The 17,499-nt window shown below is 71.8% G+C and carries 18 protein-coding genes; 5 read left to right on the forward strand and 13 right to left on the reverse strand.

Features of this window, described 5'->3' with window-relative positions; translation table 11 throughout:
• Nucleotides 1–18: 18 nt before the first annotated feature.
• The 3 genes from pth to O9K63_RS08525 all read right to left on the reverse strand — a co-directional run bounded on the left by pth (nt 19) and on the right by O9K63_RS08525 (nt 2,559).
• A complete protein-coding gene (gene pth / locus O9K63_RS08515) occupies nt 19–606 on the reverse strand; it encodes an aminoacyl-tRNA hydrolase (RefSeq protein WP_277237030.1) in 588 nt (195 codons plus the stop codon).
• Nucleotides 607–682: 76 nt separating this feature from the next.
• Nucleotides 683–1,363, reverse strand: a complete 681-nt coding sequence (locus O9K63_RS08520) for a 50S ribosomal protein L25/general stress protein Ctc (protein ID WP_277237032.1) — start codon at nt 1,361–1,363, stop codon at nt 683–685.
• Nucleotides 1,364–1,548: 185 nt separating this feature from the next.
• Complete coding sequence (locus tag O9K63_RS08525) at nt 1,549–2,559, reverse strand: EamA family transporter (RefSeq protein ID WP_277237033.1); 1,011 nt, start codon at nt 2,557–2,559, stop codon at nt 1,549–1,551.
• Nucleotides 2,560–2,632: 73 nt separating this feature from the next.
• On the opposite strand from O9K63_RS08525, the gene O9K63_RS08530 reads away from it, so the two are divergent.
• A complete protein-coding gene (locus O9K63_RS08530) occupies nt 2,633–3,175 on the forward strand; it encodes a CGNR zinc finger domain-containing protein (protein ID WP_277237035.1) in 543 nt (180 codons plus the stop codon).
• Nucleotides 3,176–3,373: 198 nt separating this feature from the next.
• Here O9K63_RS08530 and O9K63_RS08535 read toward each other — a convergent pair whose 3' ends face one another.
• Nucleotides 3,374–4,345 carry a ribose-phosphate diphosphokinase gene (locus tag O9K63_RS08535; protein ID WP_277237036.1) on the reverse strand — a complete coding sequence of 324 codons (972 nt, stop codon included), beginning with the start codon at nt 4,343–4,345 and terminating at the stop codon, nt 3,374–3,376.
• Nucleotides 4,342–5,826 carry a bifunctional UDP-N-acetylglucosamine diphosphorylase/glucosamine-1-phosphate N-acetyltransferase GlmU gene (gene glmU / locus O9K63_RS08540; protein ID WP_277237037.1) on the reverse strand — a complete coding sequence of 495 codons (1,485 nt, stop codon included), beginning with the start codon at nt 5,824–5,826 and terminating at the stop codon, nt 4,342–4,344. Before glmU ends, O9K63_RS08535 begins: the two co-directional genes overlap by 4 nt.
• A 233-nt stretch (nt 5,827–6,059) precedes the next feature.
• Between glmU and O9K63_RS08545 the strand changes: the two genes are divergently transcribed.
• Nucleotides 6,060–6,893, forward strand: a complete 834-nt coding sequence (locus O9K63_RS08545) for a peptidoglycan-binding domain-containing protein (RefSeq protein WP_277237039.1) — start codon at nt 6,060–6,062, stop codon at nt 6,891–6,893.
• A 19-nt stretch (nt 6,894–6,912) separates the two neighbouring features.
• Here the strand turns inward: O9K63_RS08545 and ptsP are convergent, their stop codons facing one another.
• The 7 genes from ptsP to O9K63_RS08580 all read right to left on the reverse strand — a co-directional run bounded on the left by ptsP (nt 6,913) and on the right by O9K63_RS08580 (nt 13,503).
• Complete coding sequence (gene ptsP, locus O9K63_RS08550) at nt 6,913–8,601, reverse strand: phosphoenolpyruvate--protein phosphotransferase (RefSeq protein ID WP_277242293.1); 1,689 nt, start codon at nt 8,599–8,601, stop codon at nt 6,913–6,915.
• Nucleotides 8,602–8,606: 5 nt separating this feature from the next.
• Nucleotides 8,607–8,879, reverse strand: coding sequence for an HPr family phosphocarrier protein (locus O9K63_RS08555; protein WP_277237040.1), 273 nt, complete (start codon nt 8,877–8,879; stop codon nt 8,607–8,609).
• 73 nt (nt 8,880–8,952) lie between these two features.
• Complete coding sequence (locus tag O9K63_RS08560; protein ID WP_277237042.1) at nt 8,953–10,956, reverse strand: PTS fructose transporter subunit IIABC; 2,004 nt, start codon at nt 10,954–10,956, stop codon at nt 8,953–8,955.
• A gap of 22 nt (nt 10,957–10,978) precedes the next feature.
• Entirely contained in the window at nt 10,979–11,938 is a 960-nt protein-coding gene (pfkB, locus tag O9K63_RS08565; RefSeq protein WP_277237044.1) for a 1-phosphofructokinase, read from the reverse strand.
• Entirely contained in the window at nt 11,935–12,696 is a 762-nt protein-coding gene (locus tag O9K63_RS08570) for a DeoR/GlpR family DNA-binding transcription regulator (protein WP_277237046.1), read from the reverse strand. The genes pfkB and O9K63_RS08570 overlap by 4 nt, the downstream gene beginning before the upstream one ends.
• Before the next feature lie 118 nt (nt 12,697–12,814).
• Nucleotides 12,815–13,273, reverse strand: a complete 459-nt coding sequence (locus tag O9K63_RS08575) for a PTS sugar transporter subunit IIA (protein ID WP_277237048.1) — start codon at nt 13,271–13,273, stop codon at nt 12,815–12,817.
• Nucleotides 13,270–13,503: a glucose PTS transporter subunit EIIB gene (locus O9K63_RS08580; protein ID WP_277237050.1), complete on the reverse strand. Its 234-nt coding sequence runs from the start codon at nt 13,501–13,503 to the stop codon at nt 13,270–13,272. Before O9K63_RS08580 ends, O9K63_RS08575 begins: the two co-directional genes overlap by 4 nt.
• A gap of 143 nt (nt 13,504–13,646) precedes the next feature.
• Here O9K63_RS08580 and O9K63_RS08585 point away from each other — a divergent pair, with 143 nt between their 5' ends.
• Genes O9K63_RS08585 through nagA form a run of 3 tightly spaced genes read left to right on the forward strand, consistent with a single transcriptional unit; the run spans nt 13,647 to nt 16,818 of the window.
• Nucleotides 13,647–14,396 carry a GntR family transcriptional regulator gene (locus tag O9K63_RS08585; protein WP_277237052.1) on the forward strand — a complete coding sequence of 250 codons (750 nt, stop codon included), beginning with the start codon at nt 13,647–13,649 and terminating at the stop codon, nt 14,394–14,396.
• Nucleotides 14,393–15,658: a PTS transporter subunit EIIC gene (locus tag O9K63_RS08590; RefSeq protein ID WP_431190312.1), complete on the forward strand. Its 1,266-nt coding sequence runs from the start codon at nt 14,393–14,395 to the stop codon at nt 15,656–15,658. Before O9K63_RS08585 ends, O9K63_RS08590 begins: the two co-directional genes overlap by 4 nt.
• Complete coding sequence (gene nagA / locus O9K63_RS08595; protein ID WP_277237054.1) at nt 15,655–16,818, forward strand: N-acetylglucosamine-6-phosphate deacetylase; 1,164 nt, start codon at nt 15,655–15,657, stop codon at nt 16,816–16,818. Before O9K63_RS08590 ends, nagA begins: the two co-directional genes overlap by 4 nt.
• A gap of 17 nt (nt 16,819–16,835) precedes the next feature.
• On the opposite strand, the gene O9K63_RS08600 is transcribed toward nagA, so the two are convergent.
• Nucleotides 16,836–17,396, reverse strand: coding sequence for a TOPRIM nucleotidyl transferase/hydrolase domain-containing protein (locus O9K63_RS08600; RefSeq protein WP_277237056.1), 561 nt, complete (start codon nt 17,394–17,396; stop codon nt 16,836–16,838).
• Nucleotides 17,397–17,499 lie beyond the last annotated feature (103 nt).

The following is a 17,499-nucleotide window of genomic DNA, read 5'->3' on the forward strand; positions in this document are numbered from 1 at the left end:
GGATCAGGATGCACCTGCTCAGCGCGGGGCGTGCACGACCTGCTGGGCGTCGGTCAGCCCCTTCTCGATGACCAGCTCGACCGCGTCGGCGGCGTCGTCGAGGAGGAAGGGCAGCTCCTTGCGCTCGGTGGAGGAGAAGTCCTTGAGCACGTACGCGGCCGCGTCCATCCGGCCGGGCGGACGGTCGATGCCCACACGCACGCGCACGTAGTCCTTCGTGCCGAAGGAGGCGGTGATCGAGCGCAGGCCGTTGTGGCCCCCTTCGCCCCCGCCCCGCTTGAGGCGCACCTGGCCGAAGGGGATGTCCAGCTCGTCGTGGATGACGATGGTCCGCTCCGGGGGGACGGAGAAGAAGGTCGCCAGACCCTTGGTCGCACCACCGGAGAGGTTCATGTACGAGTGCGGGATCCCGATGATCGTGCGGGTGCCGGGCACCGGACCCAGTCGGATCGACTCGGCGCTCGCACCGGCCTTGTGCGCCCGCAGGCGGACCCCGGCGCGCTCGGCGAGCAGCTCGACGACCATGGCCCCCACGTTGTGGCGGTTGCCCGCGTACTTCGGTCCCGGGTTGCCCAGGCCCACCACCAGCCACGTCTCGTCGGTCACGGGGTCACTCTAGGCAACGACGAAGGGCGGGACCCCCGGGTGTCGGGGATCCCGCCCCTCGGGACGGTCGGGTGGGTCACTCCTCGTCGGAGGACTCCTCGCCACCCTCGGCGGCCGGGGCCTCGGCGGCCTCGGTCTCGGGCTCGTCGTGCTCGACACCGGCCTCCTCCTCGGCCTCGGCGAGCTCGGCCTCGAGCGCCTCGGCGGAGATCTGCTGGGTGACGTTGACGACCAGGGTGTCCGGGTCGGAGACGAGGGTCGCGCCCGAGGGCATGGTGACGTCGCTCGCGTGGATCATGGTGCCGACCTCGGCGTCCTCGACGGAGACGACGAGGTTGTCGGGCAGGTCCATCGGGTCGGCCTCGATCTCGAGGGTCTGGGCGTCGACGGTGACGACGGTCTCCGGGGCGGCCTCGCCCTCGACGTGGACCGGGACCTCGACGACGACCTTCTCGCCCTTCTTGACGATGACGAGGTCGACGTGCTCGATGATCGGCTTGATCGGGTCGCGCTGGACGTCCTTGGCCAGGGCGAGCTGGTCCTTCTCGCCCTCGACGGCGATCGTCAGCAGGGCGTTGGGGTTCTTCAGCGCCTGGAAGGTGTCGTGGAAGGGCAGGGCGAGGTGGGTCGGGGCCTCGCCGTGGCCGTAGAGGACGGCCGGGACCTTGTCGGCGCGACGCAGCTTGCGGGCCGCGCCCTTGCCGAACTCGGTGCGCTTGTCGCTGGCGAGACGGATCTCGTCGTGCTTGGGGGCCATGGTGGAACTCCTTGTGGGGCAGGGGTGCCCGCGCAGGGAGCGGGCGTGTCTCGTGGGGCGGTGGCCTCGACGCGGGACACGGCGCGGACGGATGTCGACGCGCGGGCGAACCCACGGGGCGGCACCGCGTCGATCACGGACAGCTGCGACCGTGCAGCGTCCCTCGCCGAGGCAACCCGTTGATCCTAGTGGACCTCCTCGGAGGCACCAAACTCGGCGAGGACGGCGGGGTCGACGTCGTCGGCGGGCACCGGCCGCGCTGCCGGGGCCCTCCCTTCGCCCAGCTTGACCGCGACGACGCCGGCGAGGATCGCCACTCCACCGAGGACCTGGACGAGGGACATGGCCTGGTCGACGAGCACCCAGGCGAAGGCGATCGAGAACAGCACCTCGCTCAGGCCGACGAAGGAGGCGACAGTGCCCCCGAGCAGGCGGGCGGACGCGATGCCCGCTGCATAGGCGACCGCTCCCGCGACGACGGCGAGCTCGACGACCGCGACCCACCACGGCGCGGACCACCCCGACAGCTCGACGGGCTCGGTCGACGCGCTCATGGGCAACCAGCCGAGCACCGCGCCGACGACGAGCACCAGCGCACCGACGGCCAGTCCGGCGCCGGCGAACCCGATCGGCGGCAGGGCCTCCTCCTCCTGTGCGGAGACGAGGAAGAAGACGACGAGGCCGACCGCCGCGAGAACACCCCACACGACGCCGACGACGTCGACCCGCGCCCCGGAGAAGACGTCGAGGACGAGCACGAGCCCGACGAGGGCTGCGACGACGCCGAAGCCGGTCAGGCCCGAGGGGCGACGCCCGTGGCGCAGCCAGATCCACGCGACGATGAGCACCGGTGCCAGGTACTCCAGCAGCAGGGCGACGCCGACGGAGAGGCGCTCGACCGCCATGAAGTAGGCGAACTGGCACCCCGCGACCGCGAAGAACCCGTAGGCGATGATCCGGCCGGCGTTGCGGCGCGCCAGGTGCCAGTGCCCGCGCATGGCGAGCAGGGCGGGGACGACCATGAGCAGCGCCGCCCCGACGATCCGGGCGGTGACGACCGCGCCGGCACTCCACCCGGTCTCCATCAGCGCCGAGCCGAAGGTCCCCGACGAGCCGAAGGTCGCCGCCGAGAGGAGGGCGACCATCAGGCCGAGGACGAAGGGCGTCTGCCGCGGGGCGGACTGGATGGATGACACGGGCGGTCCTTGGATCATGAGTGAAGTAGCCTTTTGCCCATGACGCTAGACCTACCAAGGATCAGGAGTCAACATGACTTTTGCCCATGACACGGAGGTCGCGCTGCGGACCGCCGCGGCGCTGGTGAACACGGGCGGGGACGACGTCGACACGTTGGCCACGACGGCCGAGCTGGACGAGTTCTACGTGGCGTGGGGCTGGACCGGTCGCCACGACGGGAGCCCAACCGAGCTGGCCGAGGTGCGAGCACTGCGCCCGCGGCTGCACGAGATCTGGCTCGCGGCCGGCGACGTCGAGCGCACCGTCGGGCTGGTCAACGAGCTGCTGCGCACCGGCCGGGCCCTCCCCCAGCTCGTCGAGCACGGCGACTACGGCTGGCACATCCACGCCACCGACCCGGAGGCGACGCTCGCGCAACGCATGCAGGTCGAGGCGGCGATGGCCTTCGTCGACGTCGTCCGCGTCGGCGAGCTCTCCCGCCTGCGGGTATGCGCCGCCGCCGACTGCGACAACGTGCTCGTCGACCTCTCCCGCAACCGCTCGCGCCGTTACTGCGAGGGCGGCTGCGGCAACCGGCTCGCCGCGGCCGCCTACCGCTCCCGGCGTGAGGGCTGACCTGCGGAGCGGACGACAAGGTGGGGATGGGCACGACTCAGGCCAAAGCCCGGACCGCGGGGTCGAGGTGCGCTCGAACGTCGAGTCGTCCGGGCTTTGCGCCAAGTGCCCGCCCCAGCTTGTCGGCCGCGACGCCCGGGCAGCACAGCGAAGGGGCCGGTCACCGTGCGGCGACCGGCCCCCCTTCGCGCTCGTGGATCAGGTGAAGAGGCTGGTGACCGAGCCGTCCTCGAAGACCTCACGGATCGCGCGGGAGACGAGCGGCGCGATCGAGAGCTCGGTCAGGCAGTCGAAGCGCTGCTCCTCGGTGAGCGGGAGGGTGTCGGTGACGATGATCTCCTCGGCGGCGCACGCGTCCATCCGCTCGACGGCAGGGCCGGAGAAGATGGCGTGCGTCGCGGCGATGATCACGCCGGCGGCGCCATCGGCCATGAGGGCGTCGGCGGCCTTGGTGATCGTGCCCGCGGTGTCGATCATGTCGTCGACGAGCACGCACCACCGGCCCTCGACCTCACCGACGACGCGGTTGGCGACCATCTCGTTGGGCCGGTCGATGTCGCGCGTCTTGTGGATGAAGGCCAGCGGCACTCCCCCGAGCTGCCGCGACCACTGCTCGGCCACCTTGATCCGGCCGGCGTCCGGGGAGACGACGGAGAGCTTGCGGTCGCCGTACTTCTCGTTGACGTAGCTCGCGAGGATCCGCCGGGCCATGAGGTGGTCGACCGGCCCGTCGAAGAAGCCCTGGATCTGGTCGGTGTGCAGGTCGACCGTGATCAGGCGGTCGGCGCCCGCCGTCTTGAACATGTCGGCCATGAGGCGCGCGGAGATCGGCTCGCGGCCGCGGTGCTTCTTGTCCTGGCGCGCGTAGCCGTAGAACGGCATGACCACGGTGATCCGCTTGGCGCTGGCACGCTTGAGCGCGTCGACCATGAGCAGCTGCTCCATGATCGCCTCGTTGATCGGCGTGGAGTGGCTCTGCAGCACGAACGCGTCGCAGCCGCGAACCGACTCCTCGTAGCGGACGTAGATCTCGCCGTTGGCGAAGTCGTACGCGCTCGTCGGCACCAGCTCGGTGTCGAGCTCCGCGGCCACGGCGTCGGCCAAGGCCGGGTGGGTGCGTCCGGTGAAGACCATGAGGTTCTTCTCCGGAGTCTTGTGGATGCCGGTCACTGGGTGTCCTCGCTGCTGTCGGGGGTGGGTTCGGGCGAAGGGAGCTGTGCTGCGGCCTGCGCGGCGGCCGCGGTCGAGGTGCCGGCGCGTCGCAGGTCGACCCAGCCCTCGATGTTGCGCTGGCGGCCGCGGGCCACGCCGAGCTGGCCCGGGCCGACGTCGTCGATCACGGCGGAGCCGGCCGCGACGTAGGCGCCGTCCGCGACCTCGACGGGGGCGACGAGCACGGAGTTGGAGCCGACGAAGGAGTGCCGGCCGACGACCGTGCGGTGCTTGGCGACGCCGTCGTAGTTGGCGAAGATCGTACCGGCGCCGATGTTGGCCCCCGCCCTGATGTCGGCATCGCCGGCGTAGGTCAGGTGGGGCACCTTGGCGCCCTCGCCGATCGTCGTGTTCTTCGTCTCCACGAAGCCGCCGATCTTCCCCTTGGCACCGAGCACGGTGCCGGGCCGCAGGTAGGAGTAGGGGCCGACGGTGGCGCCGGCACCGATGACGGCGAGGGCGCCCTCTGTGCGCTTGATCTCGGCCCCGTCCCCGACCTCGCAGTCGGTGAGGGTCACGTCCGGACCGACGAAGGCCTCCGCGCCGATCGACGTCGCACCCAGCAGCTGCGTACCGGGCAGGACGGTCGTGTCCCGGCCGATGCTCACGTCGACGTCGATCCAGGTGGTGTCGGGGTCGACGATGGTCACGCCGGCGCGCATGTGGCGCTCGCAGGTGCGGCGGTTGAGCTCCTTGCCGAGATCGGCGAGCTGGACCCGGTCGTTGACGCCCTCGGTCTGCCACAGGTCGGTCAGGACGTGCGCGGCCACCCGGCCGCCCGCGGTACGGGCGAGCTGGAGGACGTCGGTGAGGTACTTCTCGCCCTGGGCGTTGTCGGTGGTCACGTTGGCCAGCTCGCGACGCAGGACCGCGGCGTCGAAGGCATAGATCCCGGAGTTGATCTCGGTGATCGCCCGCTCGTCGTCGGTCGCGTCCTTGAACTCCACGATCCGCTCGACGTTGCCGTCCGCGTCGCGCACGATCCGGCCGTAGGCCTTCCCGTCGTCGAGGACCGAGGTGACGACGGTGACGGCGGCGGAGGCCTCGACGTGGGCGCGGGTCAGGTCGGTGAGCGTCTCCGCGGACAGCAGCGGCACGTCACCCATGGTGACGACGACGGTCCCGGTGAGGTCGGCGGGCAGCGCGGTCAGCCCGCACTCGACGGCGCGGCCGGTGCCCTTGATCTCGTCCTGGTCGGCGATGGTGCAGGCCCGCTCGACCCGGGCGTTGAAGTCCTCGACGAAGGCCGCGACCCGGTCGCGCTGGTGGCGGACGACGACCACGGTCTCGGCGGCCCCGGCGGCCGAGGCCGCACGCATCGCGTGGCCGAGGAGCGGAGCCCCGCCGATGGGATGGAGGACCTTGGGGAGGGTCGACTTCATCCGGGTGCCCTCGCCCGCGGCGAGGATGATGACTGCGTCGGGGCGGACGTCGTTCACGCGATGTTCTCCGGGAGGTCGGGTGTGCGGCTGGACGTCTGGGCCGCCCAAGCCACTGTATCCGCCTCTCGGCGGGTGCCGGGCCACGGGGACCGCGGCCCGGGGTCCAGCGGCTCGCCGTACCGCTCGCCGCACGTTCGGGCCGAAGGGGGTGCCCGCCGCGGCGTACGGGAGGAGACTGGCTGTGACGCGCGCAGGGGAACGCGTTCCGCAAACGGGCTCGGGGGTTCGTCATGAATGTCACGCCGTGGTACCCACTCGGCGCCGGGGACGGGCGCTCCGGGCTGGTCACCGGGGTGCAGCACCTGCTGCGTCGCGCGGGGCACCCGCTCGTCGCGGACGGGATCTTCGGCCCCGCGACCGAGTCGGCCGTGCGCGACGTCCAGACGTCCGCCGGGCTGCCGTCCACGGGCGAGCTCGACCGGGAGACCTGGAGGCAGGTGGTGGTCCCGGCCGGCCCCGGGGACTCCGGTGAAGCCGTGATGGCGATCCAGGCGACCCAGCTGGGGTCGTTCATCGACGAGCCGCTGCTGCTGGTCGACGGGGACTTCGGCCCGGTGACGGCCGAGCGCGTCCGTCGCTTCCAGGAGATGTGGGGCCTGACCCGGGACGGTATCGCGGGGCAGGAGACCTGGAGCTTCGTCTCGGCTCCGCCGCGTGATCTGTGGCCGCTCGCCAAGGTCGGGCAGACCATGGCCGACAACTGGCGGGTGCGCGCGGTGCAGCACCTGCTCGTCCAGCACGGTGCCGGCCTCACCGTCGACGGCGACTACGGGCCCCTGACCGGCGAGGCGATGCGCCAGTTCCAGCTGGGTCTGAGAGCGCGGTACGTCAGCACCACGACGGGCCAGCTCGACTGGCCGGCGTTGGTCGTCACCGTCGGTCCCGGTGACACCGGCGCCGCCGTCGCGGCGGTGCAGTCCCTGGTGTCCGTCCTCGAGGACGGCGACTTCGGCCCCGTGACCGAGCAGGCGGTCCGGGACCTCCAGTCGGTCTTCGTCCCGCCTGCCGACGGGATCGTCGGGCCGCAGACCTGGCACGTGCTCGTCGTGCCGAAGTCGGAGTGACCCTCACCGCGTCAGCGCCTCACAGGATGCTCGTCAGCTCCGCGGCCGCCTGACCGACCACGGTCGCCCGGGCCTCCGAAGCGGTCCTGGCATCCCGTGCTGCGGCAGCCAACCGCCGGCAGTCCGGCAGCGAGTGCGTGGACAGCGCGAATCGGACCAGAGCCACCCTGCTGGGCGCCATCGACAGGCTCGAGACGCCGAGCCCCACGAGGACGAGCGCCAGGAGCGGGTCGCCGGCAGCCTCGCCGCACACACCGATGGGGGTCCCGGTCACCGCTCCCCCGTCGCACGCGGCGGCGACGACGTCGATGACCGCGGGCTGCCACGGGTCGAGGAGGTCGGAGAGCGCGCCCTGCATCCGGTCCGCGGCCAGCGTGTACTGGGACAGGTCGTTGGTACCGATGCTCGCGAAGTCGACGTCGGCGAGCACGTGCCGGGAGCGCAGGGCGGCGGCCGGCACCTCGATCATCACGCCGGCCTTGGGCAGTCCGTGCTCACGGACGCGACGGGCGAACCAGTCGGCCTCCTCGGCGGTGGCCACCATCGGTGCCATCACGCGCACGTCCGCGCCGGTGTCCCTCGCCGCGAGGGCGAGGGCCGCGAGCTGGGAGTCGAGCAGGTCGGGGCGCTCGGCGGACAGCCGCAGCCCGCGCCGCCCCAGGGCGGGGTTCTCCTCCGGACCGAGGTCGGCGAAGGCGAGCGGCTTGTCGGCACCGGCGTCGAGGGTGCGCACGACGACACGACGGTCGCCGAAGGGGGTGAGGACCCTGCGGTAGACCTCCGCCTGCTCGTCAACGGTCGGGGCCGTCGCGGCCGAGAGGAAGACGAACTCGGTGCGGAAGAGGCCCACGCCCTCGACGTCCTCGGCGGCGGCGGCGACCGCGTCCTCGACGTCGCCGATGTTGGCCAGCAGGGGGACGTCGTGGCCGTCGAGGGTGCGCCCCGGGCCGGACGAGCCGGCCAGCGCGGCGGTCCGGCGCTCCCGGCGGGTCGCCAGGTCGGCGACGAAGGCCTCGGTCGGATCGATCGTCACGGCCCCGGTGTCACCGTCGACGGCCACCGGCGTCCCGGCGGGCAGCTCGAGGGCACCCTCGCACTGGACGACCGCGGGGATGCCCCGCTGTGCGGCGAGGATGGCGGTGTGGCTGGTGCGCCCACCGCCGCTGGTGACGATGGCGAGCACGAGTGCGCGGTCGAGGACGGCCGTCTCGGCGGGCGCGAGGTCCTCGGCGACGATGACGCTCGGCCCGGTCAGTGGGGGCACGCCCGGCGCCGGGACGCCGAGGACGACCGCCACGGCTCGCGCCCCCACGTCACGCAGGTCGGCGACGCGTTCGGCGAAGTAGCCGCCGAGCGCCTCGAACTGCACCACGAACTCCTCGATCGCGGCCTCGATCGCGCTCGCCGGTCCCTTGCCCGCCGTGAGGTGCTTCCCGGCGGCCTTGTGCAGGCTCTTGTCGCGGGCGATGAGGGCGGTGGCGGAGAGGATCTGGGCAGCGGTGTCCTCCGCACGCCCGGCCCGCCCCTCGAGGTCGACGGCGACCGCCTCGAAGGCCACCTTCACCTCGGCGAGGGCGGCGTCCGGGTCGTTCGCCGCCGGCTCGCCCTCGGGTGCGCGGACCGGCGGGGCCACGAGGACCACCGGGCCGTATGCGCTGCCCGGGGAGACGCCGATCCCGCGGTGGGTGCCGCGACCCCCTTCGCCCATGGAACTCACTCCTGCGAGTCGAGGTCGGTCTCGAGGAGGGTGACGAGCCCGTCGAGGACGGCATCCGCGCCCTCGCCCTCCGCCGTGAGCTCCACCGTCTCCCCGTGCTTGGCGCCGAGCGCCATGACGCCGAGGATGCTCGTCGCGTCGACCGGCTCCTCACCCGGGCGGGCGATCTCGACGTCGAGGCCCGACTCGCTGGCCTGCTCGACGAAGAGCGCGGCGGGGCGGGCGTGCAGGCCGACGGACGAGGCGATGGTGGTGGTGCGACTGGCCATGGTTTCTCCTGGTGGTGTGGTGGTGGTCGGCAGGCGCCCGGGGTCCGTCGGGGACGTCCGGGATCCCACTCTGTCAGGCAGCGACCTGCTGCGCGCCGGCGTGGGCGGACGACGTGCGGGAGCCGATGGTCTTGAGGACGACGACGACGGTGGTCATGACGAGCACCCCGACGACGAGGGCGACGACGAACATCAGGAAGTTGCCCATCAGTGGCAGCACCCAGATGCCTCCGTGGGGAGCGCGGAGGGTGACCCCGGCCGCGAGGGCGATCGCACCGGTGGCGGCCGAGCCGACGACGGAGCCGACGATGACCCGGATCGGGTCGGCGGCGGCGAAGGGGATGGCCCCCTCGGAGATGAACGACGCGCCGAGGAGCCATGCGGCACGGCCGTTCTCACGCTCCGGCTCGGAGAACAGGCGCGGGCGGACGGTCGTCGCCAGGGCCATGGCGAGCGGGGCGACCATGCCGGCGGCCATGACCGCGGCCATCACCTTCAGCTGGATCGCGTCGGTGGCCGTGCCCGCGGCGGTGAGCCCGGTGGTGGCGAAGACGTAGGCGACCTTGTTGACCGGACCTCCGAGGTCGAAGCCCATCATTGCGCCGAGAACGAGGCCGAGGAGGAGCGCACTCGTACCGCCCATCCCCTGCAGCGCCTCGGTGAGGTTGTCCATGAGCCAGGTGATCGGACGGCCGAGGACGGTGATGAAGAGCCCGGCGGTGATGAAGGTCGACAGCAGCGGGACGACCACGACCGGCATGACGCCGCGGACGCCTGCGTGCACCTTCCACCCGGAGACCCAGCGGGCGACGAAGCCGGCGAGGAACCCGGTGGCGAGACCGCCGAGGAATCCGGCGCCCATGGTCGCGGCGATCCAGCCGCCCACGATGCCGGGGACGAGGCCGGGGCGGTCGGCGATGCCGAAGGCGATGTAGCCGGAGAGGATCGGCACGAGGAAGCTGAAGGCGGCGCCGCCCATGACGAACAGGAGGGCGGCCCACGAGGTGAGGCTGAGCGGGCTGAAGCTGTTGGCGATGTCGTACTCGCCCTCGGCACCCAGCGCGTACTTCGTGATCTCGATGGCGCCCTGCTCACCGAGCGCGACCTGGGCGAGCATGAAGGACAGCGCGATGAGGATCCCGCCCGCGGCGACGAAGGGGATCATGTAGCTGACCCCGGTCATGAGCCACTGACGGACCTTCGTGGCCGTCGACGCGCGCTCCTGCTCCCCCTCCGAGCGACTCGGCTGCTCGGACGACCCGACGCTCAGGACGTGCGACCCGTCGCGCGCGGCCGTCGCTGCTCGCTCGACCAGGGCGGGGGCGTCGGACACGGCCTTCTTCACACCCACGTCGATCGTGGGCTTGCCGGCGAAGCGTCCCTTGTCCCGGACCTCGAGGTCGTGCGCGAAGATCACCGCATCGGCACGCTCGATCTCGCTGCGCGACAGGGGCGTGGAGCCGGCCGAGCCCTGGGTCTCCACGGCGATGGTGTGCCCCGCCTCCTTGGCGGCGACCTCCAGCGCCTCGGCCGCCATGTAGGTGTGGGCGATCCCGGTGGGGCACGAGGTGACTGCCACGAGGTGCAGGCCGGGTGTCGCCCCCTTCGTCTCCTCGCTCGCCGGCTGCTCGTCGAGCGAGACGCGGGAGTTGACGATCTCGACGACCTCGGCCGGTGTGTCCGCAGCCTCGAGCGATGCGCGGAACTCCTTGTCCATCAACGCCTTGGCGAGCTTCGGCAGCATCTGCATGTGCGCGTCGCCGCCGCTCGCGGGGGCCGCGATGAGGAAGACGAGCGTGGCCGGGCCGTCCTTGGCGCCCCAGTCGATCCCCTCGGTGGGCCGACCGAAGACGAGCGAGGGCTCCGTGATCGCCGCGCTGCGCGCGTGCGGGATGCCGATGCCTCCGGGCAGCCCGGTTGCCATCTTCTCCTCACGGGCACGTACGTCGTCGAGGAAGGCCTCGACATCCGTCGCACGCCCGGTCGTCGCCAGCGTCTCTGCGAGCACGCGTGTGGCCGCGTGCCGGTCCGGTGCGGCCAGATCGAGCACGACCTGGGCCTCGTTGATCAGCGCCATCTCGGTTCCTTTCAGGGGGTGCTCAGTCGCGGACGGCGAGGGAGCGGTCGGGGGTCGTGGTCAGGGTGACGGCGATGCCGTCGAGGTCCGCGGGGCCGGGGACCCGGCTGCCGGGCAGCCGCACGGCTGCGGCTCCCCACAGGACCCCGGTGCGCAGTGCGCTCGCGGTGTCGGCCCCGGCGGACAGGCCGTGGAGCAGGCCGGCGAGCATGCAGTCACCGGCGCCGACGGTCGAGCGGGGACGCTCGATCGAGGTGCGGGCATGCACTGCGGTCTCACCGTCGACGAGCACGGCTCCGTCGCGGCCGAGGCTGACGGCGACCGTGCCGACGCCACCGAGGACGAGATCAGCGGCTGCGTCGACGACGTCACCGAGTGTGGTCAGGCTCGCCCCGACGAGCTCCTCGAGCTCGACCCGGTTGGGCTTGATCAGGTCGGGCGAGGTAGCCACCGCAGGACGAAGGGGGGCACCCGAGGAGTCCACGGCGACCTTCGCTCCGACCTCGCGGGCGGACCGCACGAGTCGCGCGTACAGGTCCTCCGGCGCACCGGGCGGGAGCGAGCCGCAGGCCACGACCCACACGTCCCCGCCCACGGCGGACTCGACGCCCGTCGTGACCGCCTCCAGGAGCACACGCAGCTCCTCCTCGTCGAGCCTCGGGCCCGGCTCGTTGAGCTTGGTCGTCGTCCCGTCCGGCTCGACGGCGGTGACGTTCAGGCGGATCGACTCACGGATCGGCACCCCGATCCGGTCCACGCCGGCATCGGCGAGGAGCTTCTCCATGAGGTGTCCCTCCGGTCCGCCGACCGGCAGGACGGCCGTCGCTGCGACGCCATGGGCGGTCAGGGCCCTGGCGACGTTGACTCCCTTGCCCCCCGGGTCGACGCGACTCGACAGGGCCCTGTTGACGGCGCCGCGGCGCAGCTCGGTGAAGGCGACCGTGCGGTCGATGCTGGGGTTGGGGGTGAGCGTGACGATCATGCCCGCACCACAGCCATGCCCTCGGCGGCGAGCTCGGCCGCGGTGTCGTCGTCCAGGTCCGTGTCGGTGACGAGCAGGTCGACCGACTCCGTGTCGGCGAAGCGGTGGAAGTGGTCGTCCCCGGCCTTGGTCGAGTCCGCGAGGACGACGGTGCGCCGGGCGGCACGGACCATGGTGCGCTTGGCCACGGCCTCGGCCTGGTCGGGAGTGGTCATGCCGCGAGACGGGGAGTAGCCGTTCGCGCCGATGAGCGCGACGTCGACGCAGACATCGGCGAGTGCGGAGACGAGCCAGTCACCGACGGTCGCACCGGTCCGGCCGCGGACGCGGCCGCCGAGGACGTATAGGTCGGTGTGCTCGTGCGACTGGAGGACGGCAGCGATGTCGATCGAGTTGGTGACGACCGTCAGTCCCGAGCGGTCGGGGAGCAGCTCGGCGAGCGCCCTGGTCGTCGTGCCGCCGTCGAGGAGGACGGTGCCCTCGGTGGTCACCTCGTCGAGCGCCCGGGCGGCGATGCGGCGCTTGGCCTCGGCGTTGCGGCTCGTGCGGGTCGCGAGCGGGGGCTCGACCTCGAGGCGCTCGACGGGCAGCGCTCCCCCGTGGACACGACGGACGGCACCCCGTCGCTCGAGCGCGGTCAGGTCGCGGCGGACGGTCTCAGTCGTCACCCCGAGGTCGGTGGAGAGGGCGAGCACCTCGACACGGCCCTGCGCACGCGCGACCTCGAGGATGCGCTGCTGGCGTTCCGGTGCGTACATCGCCCTGGACTCCTTCGTCCCGTGGACGCGCCGAGCGCCCGAGTGGATGGTGGTGCACCCACTCTAGAAGCGAAAACCACACAAGTAAATAGATATGAAGTTGGTTTTATGTTGGAACTTACTCCGTGGCGAAGAGGACGTCTCTCCCACTGACCTTCTCCGGCAGGGCCGCGAGGTCGAGCGAGTCGGCCGGGACGTCGAGCACCACGACGGGCACCTGGCGCGAGATCGCCTCTCCGGCAACCTCGTCCGGCAGCGCGGCAGGGTCCCAGGTGACCATCGGATCGCCGGCGGTCACCCTCGCTCCCTGGGTGGCGTGCACCTCGAAGCCGCGCCCCTCGAGGCGCACCGTGTTGATCCCGAGGTGGACGAGGACCCCGGTCGCACCACCGGCGATCACGAAGGCGTGCGGGTGGACCTTCACGACCGTGCCGTCGATCGGTGCGGTCACGGTGACCTCGCCGTCGGGTGGGTCGATGACGACGCCGGGCCCGACGAGCTGTCCCGCGAAGACCGGGTCGACGCAGTCGGTCACCGGCAGGACGCGGCCCGCGCAGGGTGCGAGGACCTCGCTCACATCAGGTCCTCGATGTCATCGGCCAGGGTGTCCGCCTCGGGACCGACGACGACCTGGACGACCTGGCCCTGGGCCATGACGCCGTGCGCGCCCGCGGCCTTGAGCGCGGCCTGGTCGACCTTCGACCCGTCGTGCACCTCGGTCCGCAGCCGGGTGATGCACGGCTCGATCTCGATGATGTTGTCCGCGCCGCCGAGTCCGGCGAGGATCTGCTCTGCCTTGCTGGCCATGATGCTTCCTCTCGTGTGGTGCCTCAGTGTCCGTCCGTCCGGGTGCCCTTGGCCAGCACCCGGAAGTGCTTGACACCTTCCTCCCTGCCATGGATCCTCACTGGTACGGACCAGACCGTACCAACGAGGCGAGGTGAGCGGAAGTGTCCCGGGAGAGGTTCACCGGCGCCCGACCGAAGCACGCCCAGCTGCGCGACCGCCTCGCCGACCACGCCGCCGATCTCGGCCCGGAGTCGGCGATCCCCTCCGAGCGCGAGCTGATGGCGACCTACGACGTCTCCCGCGCCACCGTGCGACGGGCCATCGAGGCCCTGATCGCCGACGGCCTGCTGCACCGCGTCCACGGCAAGGGCACCTTCGTCGCCCGGCCACGGGTGGAGAGCCGGCTGCACCTGGCCAGCTTCAGCCAGGACATGCGTCGTCGTGGTCTCGAACCCTCCAGCCGCCTGCTCGGGCTGTCCCGGGAGGAGGCCCCCTCCGAGGTCGTCGATTTCCTCGGCCCGGGCCAGGCATGGCGCCTCGACCGTCTCCGCCTCGCGGACGGGCAGCCGATCGCCCTCGAGCACAGCTGGTACTCGGGCAGCCTGCTGCCGGACCTGGACGCCCACCCCCTCGGGGAGTCGCTCTACGCGTTGCTCGCCGACCGGTACGGCATCGTCATCGACGCGGCGGAGCAGACGCTGTGGGGCGAGGCCGCCGACGACCGGACCGCCGACCTCCTCGAGGCCCCCGTGCACACACCCCTCCTCGTCTTCCGCCGCCTGTCCACCAGCCGGGGGCGACCGGTCGAACACGTCGTGTCCCGATACCGCGGCGACCGCTACCAGATCCACATGTCGTTGAGCCGGGACGACCTCCCAACGCCGGCGCCACAGGAAGGGACGACGCCGTGACCACAGCAGACGGCTCCATGGACGTGCCGGCGGACAAGCCCGGCCGCAAGAAGATGAACCTCGCTCCACTGCAGAAGTTCGGTCGCAGCCTGATGCTGCCGATCGCCGCACTGCCTGCGGCCGCCCTGCTCCTGCGGCTCGGCCAGCCGGACATGCTCGGCGCGGACGGCCTTGGGTGGGAGCGCGTGGCGGCCGTCATCGGCGCGGCGGGAGGCGCCCTCTTCGACAACCTGCCACTCCTCTTCGCCGTCGGCATCGCGATCGGCATGGCCCGCAAGGCCGACGGCTCCACGGCCCTGGCCGCGGTCGTCGGCTACCTGGTCTTCAAGGGTGTCGGTGACGCGATGTCGCCCACGGTCCTCGGTACGCCGGCAGAAGGAGAGGAGCAGGCCCTGGTCAACTTCGGGGTCCTCGGCGGCATCGTCATGGGACTGGTCGCGGCGTGGCTGTGGCAGAAGTACCACCGGATCAAGCTGCCGTCCTACCTCGCCTTCTTCGGTGGGCGGCGGTTCGTGCCGATCATCACGGCCACGGTCGCCATCATCATCTCCGTACCGATGAGCTTCCTCTACATCCCCTTCGACACCGGGCTCACCGCCGTCGGCGAGTGGGTGACGGAGAACTCGGTGCTCGGCGGCTTCGTCTACGGCACGCTCAACCGGCTGCTCATCCCGCTGGGTCTGCACCACGTGCTCAACAACCCGCCGTGGTTCCTCATCGGCTCCTTCACCACGCCGGACGGCAGCACGGTCACCGGCGACATCGAGCGCTTCCTCAGCGGTGACCCGACGGCCGGGGCCTTCATGACCGGCTTCTTCCCGATCATGATGTTCGCCCTCCCCGCGGCGGCCCTGGCGATCTACCACGAGGCGCGCCCCGCGCAGAAGAAGGTCGTCGGCGGCATCATGTTCTCGGCGGCCCTGACGTCCTTCCTCACCGGTGTCACCGAGCCGCTGGAGTTCGCCTTCATGTTCGTCGCGTGGCCGCTCTACTTCATCCACGCGCTGCTCACCGGGTCGTCGCTCGCGTTGACGAATGCGCTCGGCATCAAGGACGGGTTCGGCTTCTCGGCGGGCCTCTTCGACTACCTGCTCAACTTCAACATCGCCACGCAGCCGCTCCTGATCATCCCCATCGGCCTCGCGTACGCCGTGGTCTACTACGTCCTCTTCCGGTTCGTCATCCGCAAGTGGAACCTCAAGACCCCCGGTCGCGAGGACGAGGACCAGGAGTCCATCGTCACGGCGGACGACAGCGCGTGATCCTCACCGCGGACCGCATCATCACCCCGGGGCAGGTCCTTGCCCCGGGGTGGGTGCGCGTGGAGGGGGGTCGCATCGTCGAGCTGGACGAAGGGGGGTCCCCCGCCTCGCCCCCGATGGCTGAGGAGCGAGGGTCGTCCACGGCCGCAGCCTCGAAGCCACGGCACCTGGGCGGGACCCTCGTCCCCGGCTTCGTCGACGTGCACTGCCACGGCGGTGGCGGCGCGTCGTTCACCGTCGGCGATCCGGCCGAGGCGCGGCGCGTGGCAGCGGCGCACCTGCGGCACGGCACGACGAGCCTCGTCGCCAGTCTGGTCACGGACGAGGGCGACGAGCTGGAGCGCTCGGTGCGGGCCCTCGGCGACCTCGTCCGGGACGGTCTGCTCGCCGGGATCCACCTCGAGGGGCCGTGGTTGTCCCGCGACTACTGCGGTGCCCATGAGCCGACACTGGTGCGGCCCCCTTCGCGCCGGGAGGTGGACCGGCTGCTGGCGGCCGGCGACGGGACCGTGCGGATGGTCACGCTGGCACCGGAGCTCGACGGCGCGATCGACGCGGTGCGTCGCATCCGCGAGGCGGGGGTCGTCGTCGGTATCGGCCACTCCGACGCGACCTGGGAGCAGGCGCGCGAGGCGATCGACGCCGGCGCCACCGTGGCCACGCACCTCTTCAACCAGATCCGCGGGCTGCACCACCGCCGGCCCGGGCCGATCGCGGCCCTGCTCGAGGACGAGCGCGTGTGGATCGAGCTGATCTCCGACGGCGTGCACGTGCACCCGGCGATGCTGCGCCTGGCCCGCGCGGCCGCACCCGAGCGCATCATGCTCGTGACGGACGCGATGGGTGCCGCTGCCGCAGCGGACGGGGACTACCACCTCGGGCCCATCCACGTGCAGGTGCGCGACGGCGTCGCCCGCACCCCCACGGGTGCGATCGCGGGCTCCACGCTGACCATGGCGGGAGCGGTACGACACAGCGTGGCCAGCGGCTTCACCCTCGAGCAGGCCGTGGACGCCGCCACCCGGGCCCCGGCAGCCGCGTTGGGCCTGACCGACGTCGGCGAGATCCGGTCCGGTGCACGCGCCGACCTCGTCGCGCTCGACGACGAGCTGGCGGTGACGGACGTGATGCGCTCGGGTGTGTGGGCCACGCCCCGGTGACCGCGCAGCTGCTGCGCTCACGTGTGATCAAGCACCGCCATGAGCGGTTCGGGCACCTCGTCGAGCTCCATGGCCTCGACGAAGAGCTCGGCGTACTTGGCCTTGCGTCCCGACTGCGCCGAGAGGAACCGTCGCAGCACCGCTCCGGTGGGTCGCCCACGGTGCTCTGGCATGTGCGCGAGACGACGCAGGGAGCGACCCTCGCCCGCCCGCTCGACCACCGCCACGGCGTGCCCCACCCCGAGGGAGCGCACGAGCTCGTCCTCCAGGTCCACGATGCAGGCGTGGAAGCCGACCGTTGCCAAGGCGTCGATCTCACGCTCACGCGTCACGCCTGCGGCCGCGAGCCCGACCCGCAGCTGCTGCTTCTCACCGATGTCGTAGAGGCCGGCGAGGCGGAGGTCGAGCCCGTGCGGCCCGTACCTCGTCGCGAACGTGCGGACATTGCCGATGCCACCCATGGCGATGACCTCGACCCCCTCGCGCGCCAGGTCACGTCCCAGCCGCCGGGCAAGAGCGTGCAGGGCAGCCCGGTCACTGTTCCCCTCGACGAGGACGACGGCCTGCGGTTCGCTCACCGGACCATTTGGCGTCGTCCCGCGGTGCGTGTCAATCGGACACGGGCCGAGACCATGTGGCCTCGCGGCCGTGCGGTGCGGAAGTGGCCATGCGGTCGTGAGC

Source organism: Janibacter cremeus (assembly GCF_029395675.1).
Classification (GTDB): domain Bacteria; phylum Actinomycetota; class Actinomycetes; order Actinomycetales; family Dermatophilaceae; genus Janibacter; species Janibacter cremeus_A.